This is a genomic window from uncultured Dialister sp., assembly GCA_900314595.1.
Lineage (GTDB): Bacteria > Bacillota > Negativicutes > Veillonellales > Dialisteraceae > Dialister.
This window is the reverse complement of record OMVW01000006.1, coordinates 12,347-29,482: the sequence shown is the minus strand read 5'-3', so window position 1 is coordinate 29,482 and position 17,136 is coordinate 12,347. Positions and strand designations below refer to the sequence as shown.

Annotated in this window: 15 protein-coding genes; 1 reads left to right on the top strand and 14 read right to left on the bottom strand. The window is 48.0% G+C overall.

Going from position 1 to position 17,136, the window contains the following annotated elements; genetic code table 11:
- Nucleotides 1-138: 138 nt before the first annotated feature.
- The 6 genes from QZN42_RS03615 to rplM form a co-directional block, all read right to left on the bottom strand.
- Nucleotides 139-1,353 (bottom strand): NADP-dependent malic enzyme, encoded by a 1,215-nt coding sequence (locus tag QZN42_RS03615; protein WP_296954366.1) that lies wholly within the window; start codon nucleotides 1,351-1,353, stop codon nucleotides 139-141.
- 30 nt (nucleotides 1,354-1,383) lie between these two features.
- Nucleotides 1,384-2,166, bottom strand: a complete 783-nt coding sequence (gene speD, locus QZN42_RS03610) for an adenosylmethionine decarboxylase (protein WP_296954365.1) — start codon at nucleotides 2,164-2,166, stop codon at nucleotides 1,384-1,386.
- A gap of 139 nt (nucleotides 2,167-2,305) precedes the next feature.
- Nucleotides 2,306-2,902 carry an XTP/dITP diphosphatase gene (locus tag QZN42_RS03605; RefSeq protein ID WP_296954364.1) on the bottom strand — a complete coding sequence of 199 codons (597 nt, stop codon included), beginning with the start codon at nucleotides 2,900-2,902 and terminating at the stop codon, nucleotides 2,306-2,308.
- Between the two features lie 10 nt (nucleotides 2,903-2,912).
- Nucleotides 2,913-4,388 carry a hypothetical protein gene (locus QZN42_RS03600; RefSeq protein ID WP_296954363.1) on the bottom strand — a complete coding sequence of 492 codons (1,476 nt, stop codon included), beginning with the start codon at nucleotides 4,386-4,388 and terminating at the stop codon, nucleotides 2,913-2,915.
- Nucleotides 4,389-4,623: 235 nt separating this feature from the next.
- Entirely contained in the window at nucleotides 4,624-5,016 is a 393-nt protein-coding gene (gene rpsI / locus QZN42_RS03595) for a 30S ribosomal protein S9 (protein ID WP_296954362.1), read from the bottom strand.
- A 22-nt stretch (nucleotides 5,017-5,038) separates the two neighbouring features.
- Entirely contained in the window at nucleotides 5,039-5,479 is a 441-nt protein-coding gene (rplM, locus tag QZN42_RS03590; protein ID WP_296954361.1) for a 50S ribosomal protein L13, read from the bottom strand.
- A gap of 341 nt (nucleotides 5,480-5,820) precedes the next feature.
- Between rplM and QZN42_RS03585 the strand changes: the two genes are divergently transcribed.
- On the top strand, nucleotides 5,821-6,756 hold the full coding sequence (locus QZN42_RS03585) for an AEC family transporter (RefSeq protein ID WP_296954360.1): 936 nt from the start codon (nucleotides 5,821-5,823) through the stop codon (nucleotides 6,754-6,756).
- A gap of 127 nt (nucleotides 6,757-6,883) precedes the next feature.
- On the opposite strand, the gene accC is transcribed toward QZN42_RS03585, so the two are convergent.
- The 8 genes from accC to QZN42_RS03545 all read right to left on the bottom strand — a co-directional run bounded on the left by accC (nucleotide 6,884) and on the right by QZN42_RS03545 (nucleotide 17,122).
- Nucleotides 6,884-8,254 (bottom strand): acetyl-CoA carboxylase biotin carboxylase subunit, encoded by a 1,371-nt coding sequence (gene accC, locus QZN42_RS03580; protein WP_296954359.1) that lies wholly within the window; start codon nucleotides 8,252-8,254, stop codon nucleotides 6,884-6,886.
- A gap of 1 nt (nucleotide 8,255) precedes the next feature.
- A complete protein-coding gene (locus QZN42_RS03575; RefSeq protein ID WP_296954358.1) occupies nucleotides 8,256-8,690 on the bottom strand; it encodes a biotin/lipoyl-containing protein in 435 nt (144 codons plus the stop codon).
- A gap of 5 nt (nucleotides 8,691-8,695) precedes the next feature.
- Nucleotides 8,696-9,697, bottom strand: coding sequence for a biotin-dependent carboxyltransferase family protein (locus tag QZN42_RS03570; RefSeq protein WP_296954357.1), 1,002 nt, complete (start codon nucleotides 9,695-9,697; stop codon nucleotides 8,696-8,698).
- On the bottom strand, nucleotides 9,694-10,407 hold the full coding sequence (pxpB, locus tag QZN42_RS03565; protein ID WP_296954356.1) for a 5-oxoprolinase subunit PxpB: 714 nt from the start codon (nucleotides 10,405-10,407) through the stop codon (nucleotides 9,694-9,696). The genes QZN42_RS03570 and pxpB overlap by 4 nt, the downstream gene beginning before the upstream one ends.
- A 26-nt stretch (nucleotides 10,408-10,433) precedes the next feature.
- Nucleotides 10,434-11,639 (bottom strand): NRAMP family divalent metal transporter, encoded by a 1,206-nt coding sequence (locus QZN42_RS03560; protein WP_296954355.1) that lies wholly within the window; start codon nucleotides 11,637-11,639, stop codon nucleotides 10,434-10,436.
- 46 nt (nucleotides 11,640-11,685) lie between these two features.
- A complete protein-coding gene (locus QZN42_RS03555; RefSeq protein WP_296954354.1) occupies nucleotides 11,686-12,447 on the bottom strand; it encodes a LamB/YcsF family protein in 762 nt (253 codons plus the stop codon).
- A 203-nt stretch (nucleotides 12,448-12,650) separates the two neighbouring features.
- Nucleotides 12,651-15,536, bottom strand: a complete 2,886-nt coding sequence (locus QZN42_RS03550) for a UvrD-helicase domain-containing protein (protein WP_296954353.1) — start codon at nucleotides 15,534-15,536, stop codon at nucleotides 12,651-12,653.
- A 2-nt stretch (nucleotides 15,537-15,538) separates the two neighbouring features.
- Nucleotides 15,539-17,122 carry a DUF6020 family protein gene (locus tag QZN42_RS03545; protein WP_296954352.1) on the bottom strand — a complete coding sequence of 528 codons (1,584 nt, stop codon included), beginning with the start codon at nucleotides 17,120-17,122 and terminating at the stop codon, nucleotides 15,539-15,541.
- Nucleotides 17,123-17,136 lie beyond the last annotated feature (14 nt).

The window sequence follows — 17,136 nt, the reverse complement described above, 5'->3', positions numbered from 1 at the left end:
TTGGGCAATGGCCCCATAAACTGCATCGTCAAACCAATAGTTTAAGCCGGAAGAACTCCTTAAATTTCCTGAAAAGGTAAAATAAAAAGCCGTAAGCAGGAATTCCTGTCTCACGGCTTTTTTATTTTTATTCAGAAATCAGTCTCTATATTTTTCCGGAAGTTCTTTTGCTCTTGCCACGCCGGAAGCGATAGCTGCTTTTGCTACAGCTTTGGCTACGACAAACGGTACTCTTTCATCAAATACGTCAACGACTACATGGTTGGCATCCATATATTCGCAAGTAGCTGCAAGATCAGCCAGCGCATGAGCGGCAGCCAGTTTCATCTCTTCATTGATCTGGCGAGCTCTTACATCCAGAGCACCACGGAAGAGCCCCGGGAATACGGAGGAGTTGTTAACCTGGTTCGGCATATCGCTTCTGCCGGAGCCATAAATGTAAACGCCTTTTTCCATTGCTTCTTCATACATGATTTCAGGCACCGGGTTTGCCATGGCAAATACGATGCTGTGGTCAGCCATGGTTCTGATAGCATCATTGTTGAATGCGCCGGCAGCGGAACAGCCGATGAGGACATCAGCGCCTTTGACTGCATCAGCAAAGGTTCCCTGTCTGTTTTCCGGATTGCATTTCTTAATCAGTTCCAGCTGGATACGGTCACGCTTGCCATTATCATAGAGGATGCCTTTGGAATTGAGGATGGTCATATTTTCCGGTTTTACGCCATCTTCCAGAAGGAGACGGGCAATAGCGCTGCCTGCTGCGCCTGCGCCATTCATGACAACTTTGATTTCATCAATCTTCTTGCCGGTGACTTTGAGGGCACCAAGGAGTGCTGCCAGGGCTGCAATGGCGGTACCATGCTGGTCATCATGAAATACCGGAATATTCATGGATCTCTTCAGTTCATCTTCGATATCGTAGCATTTGGGGGAAGAGAGGTCTTCCAGGTTGATGCCGGCGAAAGATTTTTCCAGAAGCTGTACGGTATGAATAAATTCATCCTTATCTTTAGTGTTGATTACAATCGGAATAGCGTCAATATTTCCGAATCTCTTATACAGAGCGGATTTGCCTTCCATAACCGGAATGGAAGCAGCCGGTCCGATATCACCGAGGCCAAGGACGCGGGTTCCATCGGAAATAACCGCTACGACATTGCCTCTCCAGGTCATTTCCAGAGAAAGATCTTCATCTTTCTTGATTTCGAGGCACGGAGCGGCAACACCCGGGGTATAAACAACTGCCAGATCATGGCCGTCGTTCATGGGGGCATTGAGAGCCGTAGTAATCATCTGGTGCTTTTCTTTTCTGAGCGCAATGGCTTCTTCCTTGAGTTTTGCTGTATCCATTTTTTTCCTCCTTAAAATAATATGGATGACTCAATCTCTGATAGCCGGCATATTTCTGCCGTTGAAAATTTCATACATTTCCTGCTTCAAAAGGCGGCGGATCTGTTTGACCTGTTTCCGGTCCAGATCCTTTTCCTTTACATCAAACAGGTAATTATCCAGCCGGAAATCATGAAGGATCATTTTGGTGTGGAAAATATTTTCCTGGTACACATTCACGTCAATCATGTCATACTTGTGACGAAGGTCCGGCGCCATATAATTCTGGATGGAATTGATGCGGTGATCGATGAAAATCTTTTTTCCGTTCACATCCCTCGTAAATCCCCGCACCCGGTAATCCGTGATGACGATATCCGCATCAAAGGAACGGAGCAGGAAATTCAGCGCTTTAAGCGGCGAAATCTTGCCGCAGGTAGATACGTCGATATCCGCACGGAATGTGCAGATGCCGTCCTGGGGATGCATTTCCGGATAGGTATGGACTGTGATATGGCTCTTGTCCAGGTGAGCCACCACATCCTGCTTCTCCGGTCCTGTCTTTTCCACTTCCTCCTCCGCAATCAGCATGGTCACGCTGGCCCCCTGAGGGTCATAGTCCTGCTGCGCAATATTGAGGATCTGTGCGCCGATCATGGAGGCCACTTCCTTCAGGACCTCTGTCAGCCGCGGGGCACTGTACTCATCATCGATGTAGGCGATGTATTTATTCCTCTCTTCTTCTGTGCTGGCATAACAGATGTCGTACATATTGAAGCTTAAGGTTTTTGTCAGATTGTTGAAACCAAAAAGTTTTAACTTGCTTTTTTTCATCAGTAGAGTGCCACCCCTTTTCAGTTCTGGAATGGAACATTCCAATTATACCATAAGGTTACCTGTTTTGAAAATACTTTTACAACATGTATACCTTTTATATATAAATAAGTGTAATCTCTATATGTTTTTAGAAATATCAGTTCTTCGGCTCATCGGCCAGTTTTGCGAGAAGCCTGCGGAGTGCCCGGCCGCGGTGGCTGATTTTATTCTTTTCCTCCATGGGAAGTTCTGCCATGGTCTTGCCATATTCAGGAAGATAAAAGAGCGGGTCATAACCGAATCCGCCGGTTCCCTGATAAAAATCGCGGATTATGCCATAGCAGCTGCCTTCGGCCGTCAGTTCCTTCCCGTCCGGCCACACGAGAGCCACCACGCATACATAATGACCTTTCCTGTCTTCCCCGGAATAAGGAGCAAGGTCCTTAATCAGTTTCTGATTATTTGCTTCGTCATCTCCATGATGACCGGCATAACGGGCGGAATAAATGCCCGGTTTATCGCCAAGGATATCCGCCACGATTCCGGAATCATCAGAAAGCACGGGAAGGCCTGTGGCTTTTGCATAATAATGAGCCTTCTGCAGTGCATTTTCTTCAAAAGTAGTCCCTGTCTCCTCCGGATCCGGCGCGTCGGACACATCCGCTACCGGCACAGCCTCCCAGCCGATTCCGGCAAAAGCTTTCTGAAATTCTCTGATTTTCCCTTTATTGTGAGTCGCAAGAACCAGTTTCATAGAAGCCTCCTCAGAATTTATTTCCCATCATAAGTCCCACAGAAAGACGTTTGGCGTCTTTCCATTTCTTTTCTGCCGCTGCCAGGGCGGAAATCGTATTTCTGCAGAGAATATCTGCTTTATCAATGATTTCTTTGTCCACGGAAGGAAGGGGCGTCCGAAGGATCCTTGACTGCGTCACATTATACCCTTTTCCTGCTTTCATATTTTCCAGGAAAAGATGGCCTACCGGTCCGTCAAGATAAAGTTTCAGGAAATTGGCCGTATACGCATGGCGGCTGCGGAATCCATAAATCCCATCGCCTGCGAGAAGCTGCAATCCTTCAGGTACCACCGCCATAATAAATTTTCCACGGTAAAGGGTAAGAGCCAGATCTCCCCCTTCAAGAAGTACTGCTTCATCTCCCTCATCCAGGGTACCTTCTATTACCCCGGAAAGGTCGATGCCGTAATCTTCCATATTTTCCGCCTGCAGCAGGGCATAGGTTCCGGCTGTAAGAGGCTTTGCTCCGACCGGTGCAAATTCATCTTCCACCGTATGCTCCATCTGAAGCACATTGGCTGACAGAATGGCCTGAATGGCAGGAGAGCCATTGAAAGCATAGACGTCATAATTCCATTCCCCTGCCTCTTTAAAAGATTCATAGGGAAGAGAAAGTTTCTCATCAGTCTTGAAAGTACCTTCTGAGAAATCAGCTTCCCCGAAGGAGACTTTTTCTGACTGAGGGATAAAGCGGAGGAAATCATATTCTTTACCCCCGGCCTCGAGATTATAGAAGCCCGAAAGTTTTCCCGAATCTGCCATGAAGTCTTTTACGGTCGGAGTATCATCCTTCATATCCTCAACAGGAATAAGCGTATCCAGTAATCCTTTTGCGGAAAGAAGGTTCAGCTCTTCTTTTGTATTTTCCAGCTTTTCCGTTTCCAGATTGAAAATATAGTCATATTTCTGGGTATCTTCTGAAAGTTCACGAGTCAGCATGAGGCGGCATCTGGGAAATACAAGCTGGAGCCGTTTCTTCCATATTTCATCTTTTACGGCAAAGGCAAGACGCTTATCCGGCAGCTGGTCCGCAATATGGGCCAGGTAGATCATGTACCCTTCAACTCCGCTGAAAAGCACCGTACTTTCCGCCTTCTTTGCCTTTTCCACCGCTTCTGCCAGAAGGAGCTGAAGCTTTTCATTTCCTTCCGGAATGTCCGGCGCAAAGACCATGGGATCCACCCGGAGAGCCAGCGTATAGGCTTTGACATACGTATCCTCATCGCCTTCATACATGCCGAGGCGGTCTGAGGTTTTCTTCATATTTTCATACAGATCATCGATGGAAATGCCATACTGTACATTTTCAGGATTTAAAAAAAGAACGTAGTCCAGATACCTCGCACGCATGACCTCATTAAATATGCGGTCAGCAGGCACACCATATCGGGCAAACGTCTCTGTAGCATCATGTATATCTTCTGCAGACATAACCGGTACCATATTATACCTCCTGGAATTATATTTCCTTTTTATTATACGACATGAATACCATTTATGGCTACATTGCGAAGCGGCAGAAATGAAAGGGATAACAAACCGGGTATCCTGCCAGGGGCACCACCTCCACGAATCACGAACCACGATTCACGAATCACGATCAGCACGAATGCCTCTATTTTATCCAGTAAAAAAGGACACCCAATCGGATGTCCTTTTGAAGTCTGTATTCCAATGATTAACGTTTGGAGAACTGGCTTGCTTTTCTTGCTTTTTTGAGACCGTATTTCTTACGTTCTTTCATTCTCGGATCACGGGTCAGGAGACCTGCGCTCTTGAGAACTTTTCTGTAGTCTGCATCAACGTCAAGCAGTGCACGGGAGATGCCATGACGGATGGCACCTGCCTGACCTGTACGGCCGCCGCCTTTAACGTTAGCGATCACGTCATATGCGGAAGTAGTGCCAGTCAGTTCCAGCGGCTGTTTAATAATCAGTTCGAGAGTAGCCAGATCGAAGTAATCCTTCAGTTCACGGCCATTGATAGTGATGTTACCCTGTCCCGGTACCAGACGGACTCTGGCAACGGATGTCTTTCTGCGGCCGGTGCCGTAGTATGTAGCTTCTGCCATTTCTTATTTCCTTCCCTTCCGGTTAACGGATATCAAACTTTAATTCTTCAGGTTTCTGAGCTGCATGCGGATGTTCTGCGCCTGCATAAACATGAAGCTTACGATACATCTGAGCGCCAAGCTTGTTCTTCGGAAGCATGCCGCGGATTGCGTGTTCTACAACCCAGACCGGTTTTTCGCGGAGAGCGTCGCCAGCTTTCTGGTATCTGTCACCACCGATGTAACCGGTGTAGTGGAAGTAAACTTTCTTCAGTTCTTTCTTGCCGGTGAATACGACTTTGTCTGCGTTGATTACAACTACATTGTCGCCGGTATCCACATGAGGTGTATAAGTTGGTTTATTTTTGCCGGACAGAACTTTGGCAACGTTGGCAGCGAGGCGGCCTACGGTCAGTCCTGCAGCATCTACGATATACCATTTACGGGTAATGTTTCCCGCATTGGCCATAAATGTCGTTTTCATTATGAATGATTCCTCCTGAATAAAAAACAGAGCCGCAAGTCTGTCCTTCCTCCGGGGCTAGTGGTTTCCGGACAAATCTCACAAGGAGTATTATACCCTTTTGAAAGGGTCATGTCAACAGAATTTTTTATAATTTTTAAAAGAAATTTTATTATACCGGGCCTTGATTTTCCCCTGTTTTTACCGGTAAAAAAGGCCCTCCATCCGGAGGCTGGAAGATCCCGGATGGAGATAGAATATATGTATTATATATAATAGGAACAAAAAATGAAAGCCCTTCTTGCGCTCAAATTTTAAAAGCCGTATCATTAATGTTAAATTCAGGAAAGGGAGGTGAAACCATGGGGGTTCTGATCATCATCGACATTCTGGGGCCACTGGCTCTGGGATACCTGCTCAAACGGGCCGGAATCATCAATGATGTATTCTGCGACCGGCTCATCCGTTTTAATGTACTTGTGATGATGACGGTACTGAATATCATGAGTTTCTGGGTCCTTCCCATCAGCGGAGCCCTCATCGTGGTTCCTCTCCTCTCCGTTTTCATGTGCTTCATTTCCTGCCTGATGGCTTCTCATTTTTTCTCCTCTATATTTTCCGATGAGCGGGATAAAGGAGCCCTCGTCATTTCGACCATGCTTGCCAACATTGGGACCATCGGAGGTATCTGTGCTTACATTATTTATGGAGAAGAAGGATTTGCCTATGTCCAGCTCTTTGCCATGCCCCAGAATGTGCTTATGGTAGCCTGTGCTTTCCCTCTGGCCCAGTATTATTATGGGAAATATGCATCCAATGCGTCCGACATGCAGTGGTCTTTCAATTTCCGGCAGATGTTTCTCACCAGGAATCAGATTTCCGTTCTTGGCATGATCCTCGGTCTTGGCTTTCAGTTTTTTGAAATAGACCGGCCTGCCGCAGTGGGCTGGTTTTTCCACTACCTGGTCCATATCCTCGCCTGGGTCTCTCTCATGCCCGTAGGCTGTCTCATCGATTTTCACGGAGCCTCCCGGTACCTTAAAAAGTCCTGTGTCCTGATCCCATTGAAATTCCTCATTGTTCCTGCCATCATTACCGGTATAGCCCGGCTCTACACGAATGATTCCATCCTCCTGGGAGCTATCCTTATTTCCTCGGCCACCCCTTCTGCAATCAATGCGGTCATTACGGCAAGGCTTTTCAAACTGAACGTCAATATCACAATCGCTGCCTTCCTGGTGACTACCCTGTTTTTCGTCTGTATCCTCTTTCCGGTCTATTTCCTTTATGCGGGATGAAACAGCCGGCCCTCAGCTCCCGGTCTTCTAAAAATCAGCGTGCCTTTTTACTTTCTTGCGCCGGCTTCACTTGCCGCTAATACGCAGCAAAAAATCCGTGAACCAATGGTCCACGGATTTTTTTATTTCAATAACTTTCCGCCTTTTTCAGCAGTTCTTCCAGATGATGCTCCACATACATGGTATCCACTTCTCCTTTGATAAATGCTTCCGAGGAAAGAATGGCCCTGTGAAGAGGAATAGTCGTTTTCACGCCGGTAATTTTAAAATTGTCCAGGGCAGAGAGCATTTTATTTCTTGCATCTTCCCTGTCTTTTCCATGAACGATGAGCTTGGCAATCATGGAATCATAGTAAGGCGGGATTTCCGCCCCTTTACGCATGGCAGAGTCCACCCGGATACCTTCCCCGTAGGGCGGGCGGTAATCGATGAGACGTCCCGGAGAGGGCGCAAAATGATGCAGCGGATCTTCCGCATTGATACGGCACTCCATGGTCCAGCCTTCAGGAGTGAGATCTTCCTCCCAGGGAAGTTCTTTTCCATCGGCAATGGAAATCATGGTTTCTACCAGTTTCGTTCCTATAGCCTCTTCAGTCACTCCGTGTTCTACCTGTATCCGGGTATTCATTTCCATGAAATAGAAATTCTTCTCCGGAGTCACGATGAATTCAATGGTTCCGGCTCCGGAATAATGACAGGCAAGCGCAGCTTTCTTTGCAGCTTCACACATGGATTTCCGAAGATAGGGCGTCATAAGGGGAGAAGGCGATTCTTCAATGAGTTTCTGGTGTCTTCTCTGGGAGGAGCAGTCCCGTTCACCCAGGGCTATGACATTTCCAAAGTGATCTGCCATAATCTGTATTTCCACATGATGGACTTTCGTGAAGAACCGTTCGAGATAAATGGCATCATTGCCGAAAGCTTTACCTGCCTCCTGGCGGGCTTCCTTGATCTCCTTTTCCAGTTCTTCCCTGTTCTCCGCCAGGCGCATGCCTTTCCCTCCGCCCCCGGCAGTTGCTTTGATGAGGACCGGATACCCGATCTTCTCAGCTACAGCCAAAGCTTCTTCATAGGAATTGACAACTCCGTCGCTTCCCGGAATGACAGGAACCCCCGCCTTCTTCATGAGGCTTCTCGCCGATGCCTTATCCCCCATCTGTGAAATGGCTTTCGAGGAAGGCCCGATGAAGATGAGTCCCCGTTCTTCACAGAGATGGGCAAACTCCGCATTTTCCGAAAGGAAGCCATAGCCCGGATGGATACCATCGGCATTGGTGAGCCGGGCTGCCGTAAGAAGGGCTGGAATGGACAGATAGCTCTGATCAGCCGGCGCCGGACCGATACAGACAGCTTCATCTGCTTCCGCCACCGGTTTCGTATTGCTGTCAGCCGACGAGTAAACAAGAATTGATACTTTATCCGTTTTCCGGCAGGCACGGATAATACGCAGGGCGATTTCTCCCCGGTTGGCTATGAGGATCCGATTGATTTTACCCATATTACTTCAGCGTCCTGATCTTGAAGAGCGGCTGATCGTATTCCACAAAATCGCCGTTATGTACAAGGATTTCCTCCACCACGCCGGATACGCTGGACGGAATTTCCGTGAATACTTTCATGGACTCGATGAGACAGAGGGTGGAATTTTCAGAAATCTTGTCTCCTACAGCCACGAATGGATCATCATCCGGCGATGGAGCGCTGTAGTAAATCCCGACCAGCGGAGCCGTTACCGTGATGAGTGCTCCTTCTGATTCCGGTTCTTCTTTCTCCGGAGAAGGAGTTTCAATGGCTGGCATCGGGGCAGCTGTAAAAGCACCTCCCTTTTCCAGTTCCACTTTCAGTCCGTCACAGGAGACTTTCAGACGATTCAACTGGGATGACTCAAAGAGAGCCACTATTTCTTTTAATGATTCCAGATTTTCTTTTTCCATATAACTTACCTCCTGGAAGCCAGGAAGGAAATGGCTTCTCTGATTTCCCTCATTTTCTGTTCCATGAAAATATATTCATCTTCCGCTTCTTCACGACTGATTTTTTTGAAGGAAATCATATCCTTCGGCCCTTTCTGGGCCACTTTGCCTATATCCACCAACGCAACCTGTCCGATTTCCGGATAGCCCGCACAGCTCTGGTGATCCGCCATAAGAACGATGGGATACCCTTCCGGCGGTACCTGGATCGTTCCCAGGGCACACATTTCAGAAATCATTTCCACCTGTTCCGTCAGACCCAGTTTCGGTCCCTGAAGACGATAACCGATTCTGTCCGAATTGGTGGTCACAATGAAATGACCTTCGTCAAGAAGCTGTTTACTCCGTTCCGTAAAAAGCTGGTACTGGAGACCTTCCGTATAGCGGATGGGTTCCTTCAATGCGCTTTCATACATATAGAGACGGCCCGCAAACCAGTCAGTCCAGGCCACCGGCTTGTCTTTTGTCAGCAGTTTCTTTAGAAGTTTTTCTCCCAGTTCCGTCGGTTTCCCCGTAGGCACCGTATCACCGGAACGAATCGGACGGCCTTCAAAGCCTCCGATACCTGCTCTCGGATAGGTACTCTGGCTTCCCATGACCTTCGGTACATCAAATCCTCCGGAAATGGCAAGATACGCACGGACTCCAAGCTGAGGACGTCCAAAGGAAAGAACTGTACCTGCTTTCAGTGCGACCGGCCGGTACATGGGCACGGGCACCCCGTTGACCGTAGGAGATAAATTCGCCCCCGTAATGGCAAGAAGCGTATCTTCTTCAAAAGTCACATCCGGACCAATCACCGTGATTTCCACGGCACCCGTATTTTCCGGATTTCCCACCAGAAGGTTGGCTGCCCGGAGAGCCCAGGGATCCATAGCCCCTGATACATTAACCCCGAATTTCTGATAGCCTATACGGCCCAGATCCTGAATGGTGGTAACCAGGCTATGGCTCATTGCATGCATCATGGCTGATCACCCCGTATTTCTTTATACTGCTCTTCAGTGATCGGTTTAAATTTCACCCGGTCTCCTGCTTTCAGAAGAGTCGGCTCATCCGCATTTCCCGGCCGGAACATATCCACCGGTGTCCGTCCGATCAGCTGCCAGCCTCCCGGGGTGGCAATAGGATAGCCGCCGGTCTGTTCACCGGCAATCCCTATGCTTCCTGCAGGTATTAAGAGTCTTGGACTGGCACGTCTCGGTGTGGCAATTCGTTTATCCATACCGCCCATGTAGGGGAAACCGGGACAAAAACCAATCATGTATACCAGATATTCCGTGCCTGAGTGAATTTCCACCACTTCTTCCTCAGACATGTGGTGGTATTCAGCGACGAAAGAAAGATCAGGACCATAAATTCCGCCATAGCAGACGGGTATTTCTATATGTCTTGGTTCATGGAAAGAATTAAAATCAGCTGCTTTGATATAGGACTCCACCAGTTCACGTACCGTTTCTCCGGGCCGTTTTTCGCGATTTTCATTGAAAACAAGCCAGGGATCATAGTATACCGTGAGTCCCGTGTAGGAAGCCACACATTCCATAAAGCCTGTAAAAGGATGGGCTTCCGTGTATTCCTGCAGTGCCTGTATTTTTCTCTGGATATCCGCACTGATCGTATTTCCAAAGACCACAAGTACCGCAGCTTCGCCTACATTCTGTAATGTATATTCCATAAAAGCCTCAACTTTCGCAAATTGCCTTACAGGGCAGCGATGATTTTCGGCAGGTTATTAATAACAGTCATAATACCCATGTAAGCAGTCATAATGACAACCACTGCGCCAAGAGCAGTCATCCAGATCGGATGGTGGTAATCACCGACAACTTTCTTATTGTGAGCAGCCAGCAGGATGACGCCCAGGGTAATCGGAAGGATCAGACCATTGAGAGTACCTACGATGACAAGGACTGCTACCGGACGGCCAATGACTGCAAAGACCAGTGTGGAGAATACGATGAAAGCGATAATGACTTTCTGATAGTTCACATCAATGGTTTTGCTGAAGGAACGCAGGAAAGAAACGGAAGTATAAGCTGCGCCGATGACGGAAGTGATGCCGGCTGCCCAAAGAACGATACCAAAAAGTTTATAACCCACGATGCCTGCGGCCAGCTGGAATACAGAAGCCGGAGGGTTCTTTGCATCGAGAGTAAGACCTGCAGCTACTACGCCCAGGGCTGCCAGGAAAAGGAGGACACGCATAACACCGGTGACAAGGATACCGGTGACAGAACTTTTTGTAATCTGGCCGATATTTTCTTCGCCGGTAATGCCTGCATCAATGAGTCTGTGACCACCGGAAAATGTGATATATCCGCCTACGGTACCGCCTACGATGGTTATGATCGCCATGAAATCAATGGTTTCCGGGCTGACGCTTCTGACAATGGCTTCGCCCACCGGAGGTTGGGAAGTGATGGCTACATAAAGAGTCAGGAGAATCATCACAGCCCCTGCACAGGTAGTCAGTTTATCCATGGCCTTTCCTGCTTCTTTAACAGAAAAGACGATGACTGCAATAACTGCCGATATGACAGCCCCTATTTTCACATCAACACCAAAGAGAACGTTTAAGCCAAGGCCTGCTCCGGCAACATTACCGATATTGAACGCCAGACCACCGGCTACAATGAGGAGTGCCACGAAATAACCAAGTCCCGGAAGTACGGCATTTGCGATATCCTGGCCCCGCTTGCCGGAAATACCGATAATCCGCCATACATTCATCTGTGCAATGATATCCAGAATAATTGTGAGCAGAATGACAAACCCGAAACTTGCTCCCAGCTTCTGGGTAAATACGGTGGTCTGTGTCAGGAACCCCGGACCGATTGAGGATGTAGCCATCAGGAAGGCTGCCCCCAGCAGGACCTTCCACTGTGCTTTTCTTTTTTCGTCATTCATAATTTTCCCCTCCCCCGATTTCTTTTACTTAGGGATATCAGAAATACTAGTGCAGGAAATTCTTTATGCCTATACCCTCGGCTTCCAGAGTTTCCCGAATCTTCTGTGTGAAAGCCAATGCCTTCACTCCATCGCCGTGAACGCAGATGGTTTCTGCTTTTACATCAATTACTGTCCCATCGGCACAGGTGACTTTTCCATCTTTCACCATCGAAAGCACCTGGGCCAGGGATTTTTCTTCATCCGTAATGACCGCTCCCGGCCGGCTCCTCGGTGTGAGACTGCCGTCAGGCTGGTAGGTCCTGTCTGCAAAAACTTCGCTGGCCGTGGGGATGCCCGCCTTTTCGCCGGCTTTGATGATTTCACTGCCCGCCAGTCCATAAAGAACAAGCGTGGGATCTACATCGTGTACGGCACTGGCAATGGCTTCAGAAAGAGCCGGATCTTTGGCTGCCATATTGTAAAGCGCTCCGTGCGGTTTCACATGCTGCAATTTTGCCCCCTGTGTCTTTGCCATGGCCATGAGTGCACCCACCTGGTAAACCACCATGGTGTAGGCTTCTTCCGGTGTAATGGCCATCTTTCTGCGTCCAAAACCAACCAGATCTGGAAGTCCCGGATGAGCGCCAAGCGCTGTGCCGCAGGCAAGAGCCGTTTTTATCGTCTTCAGCATTACCTTCGGGTCGCCTGCATGAAACCCGCAGGCAATATTGGCTGAAGAAATAAATTTCAGCACTTCACTGTCACAGCCAATCGTGTAGGCGCCAAAGCTTTCCCCCAGATCACTGTTCAAATCTACTGTCTTCATGAAATTCCCCCCTTCAGACAGGAAAGGCCGCAGGATTTCCTGCGGCCTTCGCTGTCCAACTAACACAAAGAGGCATCGATGACCCGATGCCTCTTTGCAACTTTAACTTACTTTAAATAATAAACATAAGTAATTACATTGTCAATAGGAAATGACAAAATAATGTACTCCGGATATATTTTAAATCAATTATTGGTATATTTTTATTCATGTCTCCAGCAATATTTCTTCCATTCACAGTGCCTGCAGGTATCCGGCAGTTCTTTTCCCGGCCTCTGTGCTTTATGGTTGAAGTCTTCCGAAAGGATCCGCTTTGCAGTCTCATCAAAAGCTTTCATGCGCTTTTCCACTTCAAAGTCGTCACCGGGCACTGTAAGAAGGGGATATTCTTCTTCTCCCGTGAAATAGAGGAAAAGATTTCCCACAGGTCTTTTCATCTTCTGCTCCACCAGATAAGCATAAATCTGGAGCTGGCTGGTATAGCGTTTCAGAAGATGGCTTCCTGCAGCAGGTTTAGATCCGGTCTTGAAATCGATGATGTCAACAGATCCGTCCTGCTCCTGCAGAAGGTCGATTGTACCGTCCATGATATAATCATCTTTCACCAGTTCCAGCGGGAATTCCGCTTCCCTGATCATGGACCAGTCCCCTTCCCGGAAAGAAACGTAACCGAGTATTTCCTGAAAGGCTCTGTCAAGCTCGGCTTTGGGAAGCCAGGTGTTTTCAGTCTTTGCAAGGGCCTGGTAATCAGCCATCATCCATGCGTAAATATTCGCCGGAGTCAGGGCCGCAGTATCTTTACGAAGTACAGTCCGGTGAATATCTTCAATTGTCTCATGGACAAGGGTACCATACAGAAGGCCTTTCCCCGGGACCGGAGCAAACCGGTAAATTTTCATTAATTTATATTTCCTTGGGCAGTCCTCATAAAGAGCCACCTGGGATGTAAATGCGAACCGCGGCTTAAAGTGCGTCCTTTCTACCGGCTGGAAATGAAGTTTTCTGAAATCTACGGCGGGATCGTCCCATTCGGGAAGGCTTAAAAGAGGTTTCAGAAATTCTGCTGCCGGTACTTTCCCGGGTTTCCTGTTGCAGGCAAGGACGAGAAGGGTCTCCGCCCTGGAGAAAGCAGTGTAATATTTCCTTCGGAAATCAAAATCCTTAATATCTTTTTTGGGTTCATAGGAGGAACGGCCGGTGAGATGAGTCACCACGTCAGAAATAAGTCTGCTTTCCGGCCTGGGCGTCTCATGAAGGGAGGCACTGATGACTACAGGATATTCCAGCCCTTTCGACTGGTGGATATTAAGGAAGGATACCTGTCCGGAAGGCGCATAAGCTTCTTCATCCTCGTATTCTCCGACTCCGTTTTCAAACCAGAGACGAAGATACCTGGAAAAGAAGAGCATCATGTCCTCCATGGTCTCCCTGCCGTGGCCGTGATTTTCATCAATAAAGCAGTCATACCGGCTGATCAGCCTGGTAATGGTGGAAAGATTTCTCGCTTCAGGTGATTCCCCCTCTACGGCTGCATCAAGTACATCCGTAAAAGGTCTATGGCAGAGGATTCCATAGGATAATGTGAGAAGACCTTCAGGAAGGATTTTCGATTTTTCTATTTCCTTTTTCTTCTCTTCCAGCCAGGAGGCAAGGTCCTTATTTGCTTTGTCCTCCAGCATGACTTTCGTCATGGAAAGGAAGGTTAAATATTTTTCCTCAATCCCTGCCGTTTCAGCAAGTACCCTTGTCCGTTTCATGTAATCTATGGCTTTAGGGAAAAGGAGGAGCAGGCACCCGAAAAACCAGGCCACTTCCTTCCTTTCAAAGAAGTGCCCGGACCTGGGCGCATAGACCGGGATACCCCTCCTCTGCAGGGCATACTGCAGACGGGTGGACGTATCGCCCTTTACCGAGTCAAACAGTACAGCCACCTGATTGTAATCGGAAATACAGCCGTCAGTTTTCAGTTTCTGAATGAAATCTCCTACTTTTCTGGCAAATAAAGGTTCATTATTTTCAGCAGTAATACGGACTACTGACGGAGTATCCACCGGTCCTTCTGCCGAGTGGACCTTTCCTTTGAGGTACCGGTACATGGTACCGTCCCTTTTCCATGAGAACCAGTCAGGCTTTGCCATCCATTTCATACAGAAGGTTACAATCCCCTCATTGGACCGGTAATTCGTATTCAGCCTGATCACGCGGCAGGCATCCCCATAGTGGTGCCGGAAAAGAAGGATATTCTTGACAGTGGCCCCCCGGAAACGGTAAATGCTCTGATCATCATCACCAACTACGAATATTTCCCCATCCAGTCCCGCCAGCAGCTGCACCAGTTTTTCCTGGATGTAATTGGTATCCTGGTATTCATCAACCAGAATGTAGCGGACCCTTTCGCGCACCCGGCGAAGGACGTTTTCTTTTTCTGAAAGGATATAGTATGCCTCAGTCTGCAGTTTTGTGAAATCAAGGAAATTCTTCGCCCTGGCCAGCCGGTCATATTTCATCATCATCCGGCCCAGCACCTGTTCCCGGATGTCACTGCTCTGCGCCAGTTCTACGGGATTGATGAGTTCTTCTGAAAGACGGTTCACGTATTCGCAGATAGTCCGGCAGCGGCGCCAGGGGGAGCGGATGATTTCCTCTCCTTTATAATTCGTCCAGGATGAGGGAATCACTTCTTCGAAATGATCGATCTTTTCAAAATCTTCCAGATTTTCATAAACCAGATACTGCTGTTCAAACTGGTCTGTTTCGATATAATTCCTTTCGAGCCTCGTATATTCACGGAATTCCTTGAGAAGCCGGCGGCAGATATGGTGAAAAGTACCGATGTACATTTCGTGAAGATTGACTTCTATGCCCTGCGAGGAAAGTTCATTGGTCAGCCTGGTGATGAGCTCCCTGGATGCTTTCACCGTATAGGTGACGATCATGATTTCCTCCGGCTTTACCTTTTCATCCCGGATGAGATGGAGCACCCGCTGAATGATCGTATACGTTTTACCCGTTCCCGGACCGGCTATAACCAGTGTCGGCCCTTTTGTATGAATGGCTTCCTGCTGGGAAGCATTATTGACAGGATCCATAGTCACCTCGAAGAAGAATTATCCTGATAAAGGAAATAAATCAGAAGAACAGGAAGTCCCAGCACATAGGCAAAGGAATACCGGAAAACTGCAGATGCAGGCGTTGAAACCAGAAGCGTCAGTGTATTGGCAAGGAGAGGCACTGCTGCAAGGATTCCCTTCCGGTTTCCCCTGCCATAAAATAAAAGGCAGAGAAGAAGTGTCAGCCACTGACAGAGCCCCGGTCCCATGAAATGGCTCCCTTCCCACTCCAGATTGACAAGGAATGATTTTAATGTCATGGCCATGGGGAAAGAACCCACCGCCAGATTGTCATTATCCGCCGGTTTCATATTCTTCGTATTTTCGTCAGAAAGAGCCCAGCCGAAACGGGACTGCACATCCGGTGCATCAGGAATTACATTCCATAGGGAATAAGTTTCCGTCATCCATCCTTCCATATAGATACGGGGGTTATGAAGGCCCGTATCCAGCCAGCACAGAAGGAATCTCTTCTTTTCCCGATTCAGTGAATTTCTGCGAAAATCGTCATGCCATTTCACGAAATCCACAGTTTCCGGATAATAATTTGCCTTCCATTGATCCTCCGCCAGTAGTTCATTCATCAATGCTTTCGTTTCCTCGCTTCGGTATCCGTCCATCACCAGCACCCGTCCCAGCTGCTGCAGGGGAACAGCCATGGATTCCTGGAAATGAGGTTCCCAGTCATGATAAGAAAGAATGGCCCTCCCGGGGACAATGGAAACAGCGGCACAAAGGAGGAACAGAAGCAGAGGTTTCTTCCATTTTTTCAATAGATAAATAACTGCCCCGCAAAGGAAAAAGGATATAAAAATGCCATTGCTTCTGAGCAGCATCATCCCCAGAAACGACAAAGACAGCAAGATATACTGCTTTTTCCCCCATTCCTCTTCATCGGCAATGAGAATCACGGAAAGCAGCAGGGCAAGAGAGAAAAGTCCATCCCTCACGGCAGCAATGCCATAATTCCCAATCATGGGGAAAAAAGCAAAATAAGCCCAGAGAAAAATCCCCGGGATTTTTCCGAATTTACGCCGGACCCGGAAGGCAATGCCTGTAAGCCCATAATCATACACCAAAAGCTGCAATAAAGACAGGATGAAAATAACCGACTCTCTTGAACCGAAAAACTCTTTTCCCCACTGGCTGCCATAACCGTAAATGACGGAATAAAGCCAGGGAAACTGCACGGCTCCCCATAGAGGATTATCCATCATGAAAACCGTATCATTCATGCCCGGCGCCGGATAAAAAGCTAAAAGGAAGGGAAAATTCCAGAGTACCATGAAAAAGAAACAGGGAAGGAAAAATTTTCGGTCTTCATCAGGCTCCGCAAGGAATCTCACCGGAAGAATCCGGTGAAGCAGGCAGGATAAAACTCCTGCGGAAAAAATCCAGATGACCAGAATGGCAGGAATATCGGACAGATAGAGAAACTGCCCTTCCGGAGTGCCCAGCGTTTTTCCCATCTCTTCGATACGAAATGTATACCATATGGCCGATGCCAGTGGAAGCGTATAAGCCAGAGCGCCTTTGGAAACCCTTTCACGGGAAAAAATTTTCATGGATTCACCTCCTG

Coding starts and splice junctions, on each gene's coding strand:
- rpsI (WP_296954362.1), bottom strand. CDS start 5,016: ATGGCAGAAGCTACATACTACGGCACCGGCCGCAGAAAGACATCCGTT.
- QZN42_RS03605 (WP_296954364.1), bottom strand. CDS start 2,902: ATGAAACTGGTTCTTGCGACTCACAATAAAGGGAAAATCAGAGAATTT.
- rplM (WP_296954361.1), bottom strand. CDS start 5,479: ATGAAAACGACATTTATGGCCAATGCGGGAAACATTACCCGTAAATGG.
- speD (WP_296954365.1), bottom strand. CDS start 2,166: ATGAAAAAAAGCAAGTTAAAACTTTTTGGTTTCAACAATCTGACAAAA.
- QZN42_RS03555 (WP_296954354.1), bottom strand. CDS start 12,447: ATGAAGACAGTAGATTTGAACAGTGATCTGGGGGAAAGCTTTGGCGCC.
- QZN42_RS03550 (WP_296954353.1), bottom strand. CDS start 15,536: ATGGATCCTGTCAATAATGCTTCCCAGCAGGAAGCCATTCATACAAAA.
- QZN42_RS03585 (WP_296954360.1), top strand. CDS start 5,821: ATGGGGGTTCTGATCATCATCGACATTCTGGGGCCACTGGCTCTGGGA.
- QZN42_RS03570 (WP_296954357.1), bottom strand. CDS start 9,697: ATGATGCATGCAATGAGCCATAGCCTGGTTACCACCATTCAGGATCTG.
- QZN42_RS03575 (WP_296954358.1), bottom strand. CDS start 8,690: ATGGAAAAAGAAAATCTGGAATCATTAAAAGAAATAGTGGCTCTCTTT.
- QZN42_RS03600 (WP_296954363.1), bottom strand. CDS start 4,388: ATGGTACCGGTTATGTCTGCAGAAGATATACATGATGCTACAGAGACG.
- accC (WP_296954359.1), bottom strand. CDS start 8,254: ATGGGTAAAATCAATCGGATCCTCATAGCCAACCGGGGAGAAATCGCC.
- QZN42_RS03615 (WP_296954366.1), bottom strand. CDS start 1,353: ATGGATACAGCAAAACTCAAGGAAGAAGCCATTGCGCTCAGAAAAGAA.
- QZN42_RS03560 (WP_296954355.1), bottom strand. CDS start 11,639: ATGAATGACGAAAAAAGAAAAGCACAGTGGAAGGTCCTGCTGGGGGCA.
- pxpB (WP_296954356.1), bottom strand. CDS start 10,407: ATGGAATATACATTACAGAATGTAGGCGAAGCTGCGGTACTTGTGGTC.
- QZN42_RS03545 (WP_296954352.1), bottom strand. CDS start 17,122: ATGAAAATTTTTTCCCGTGAAAGGGTTTCCAAAGGCGCTCTGGCTTAT.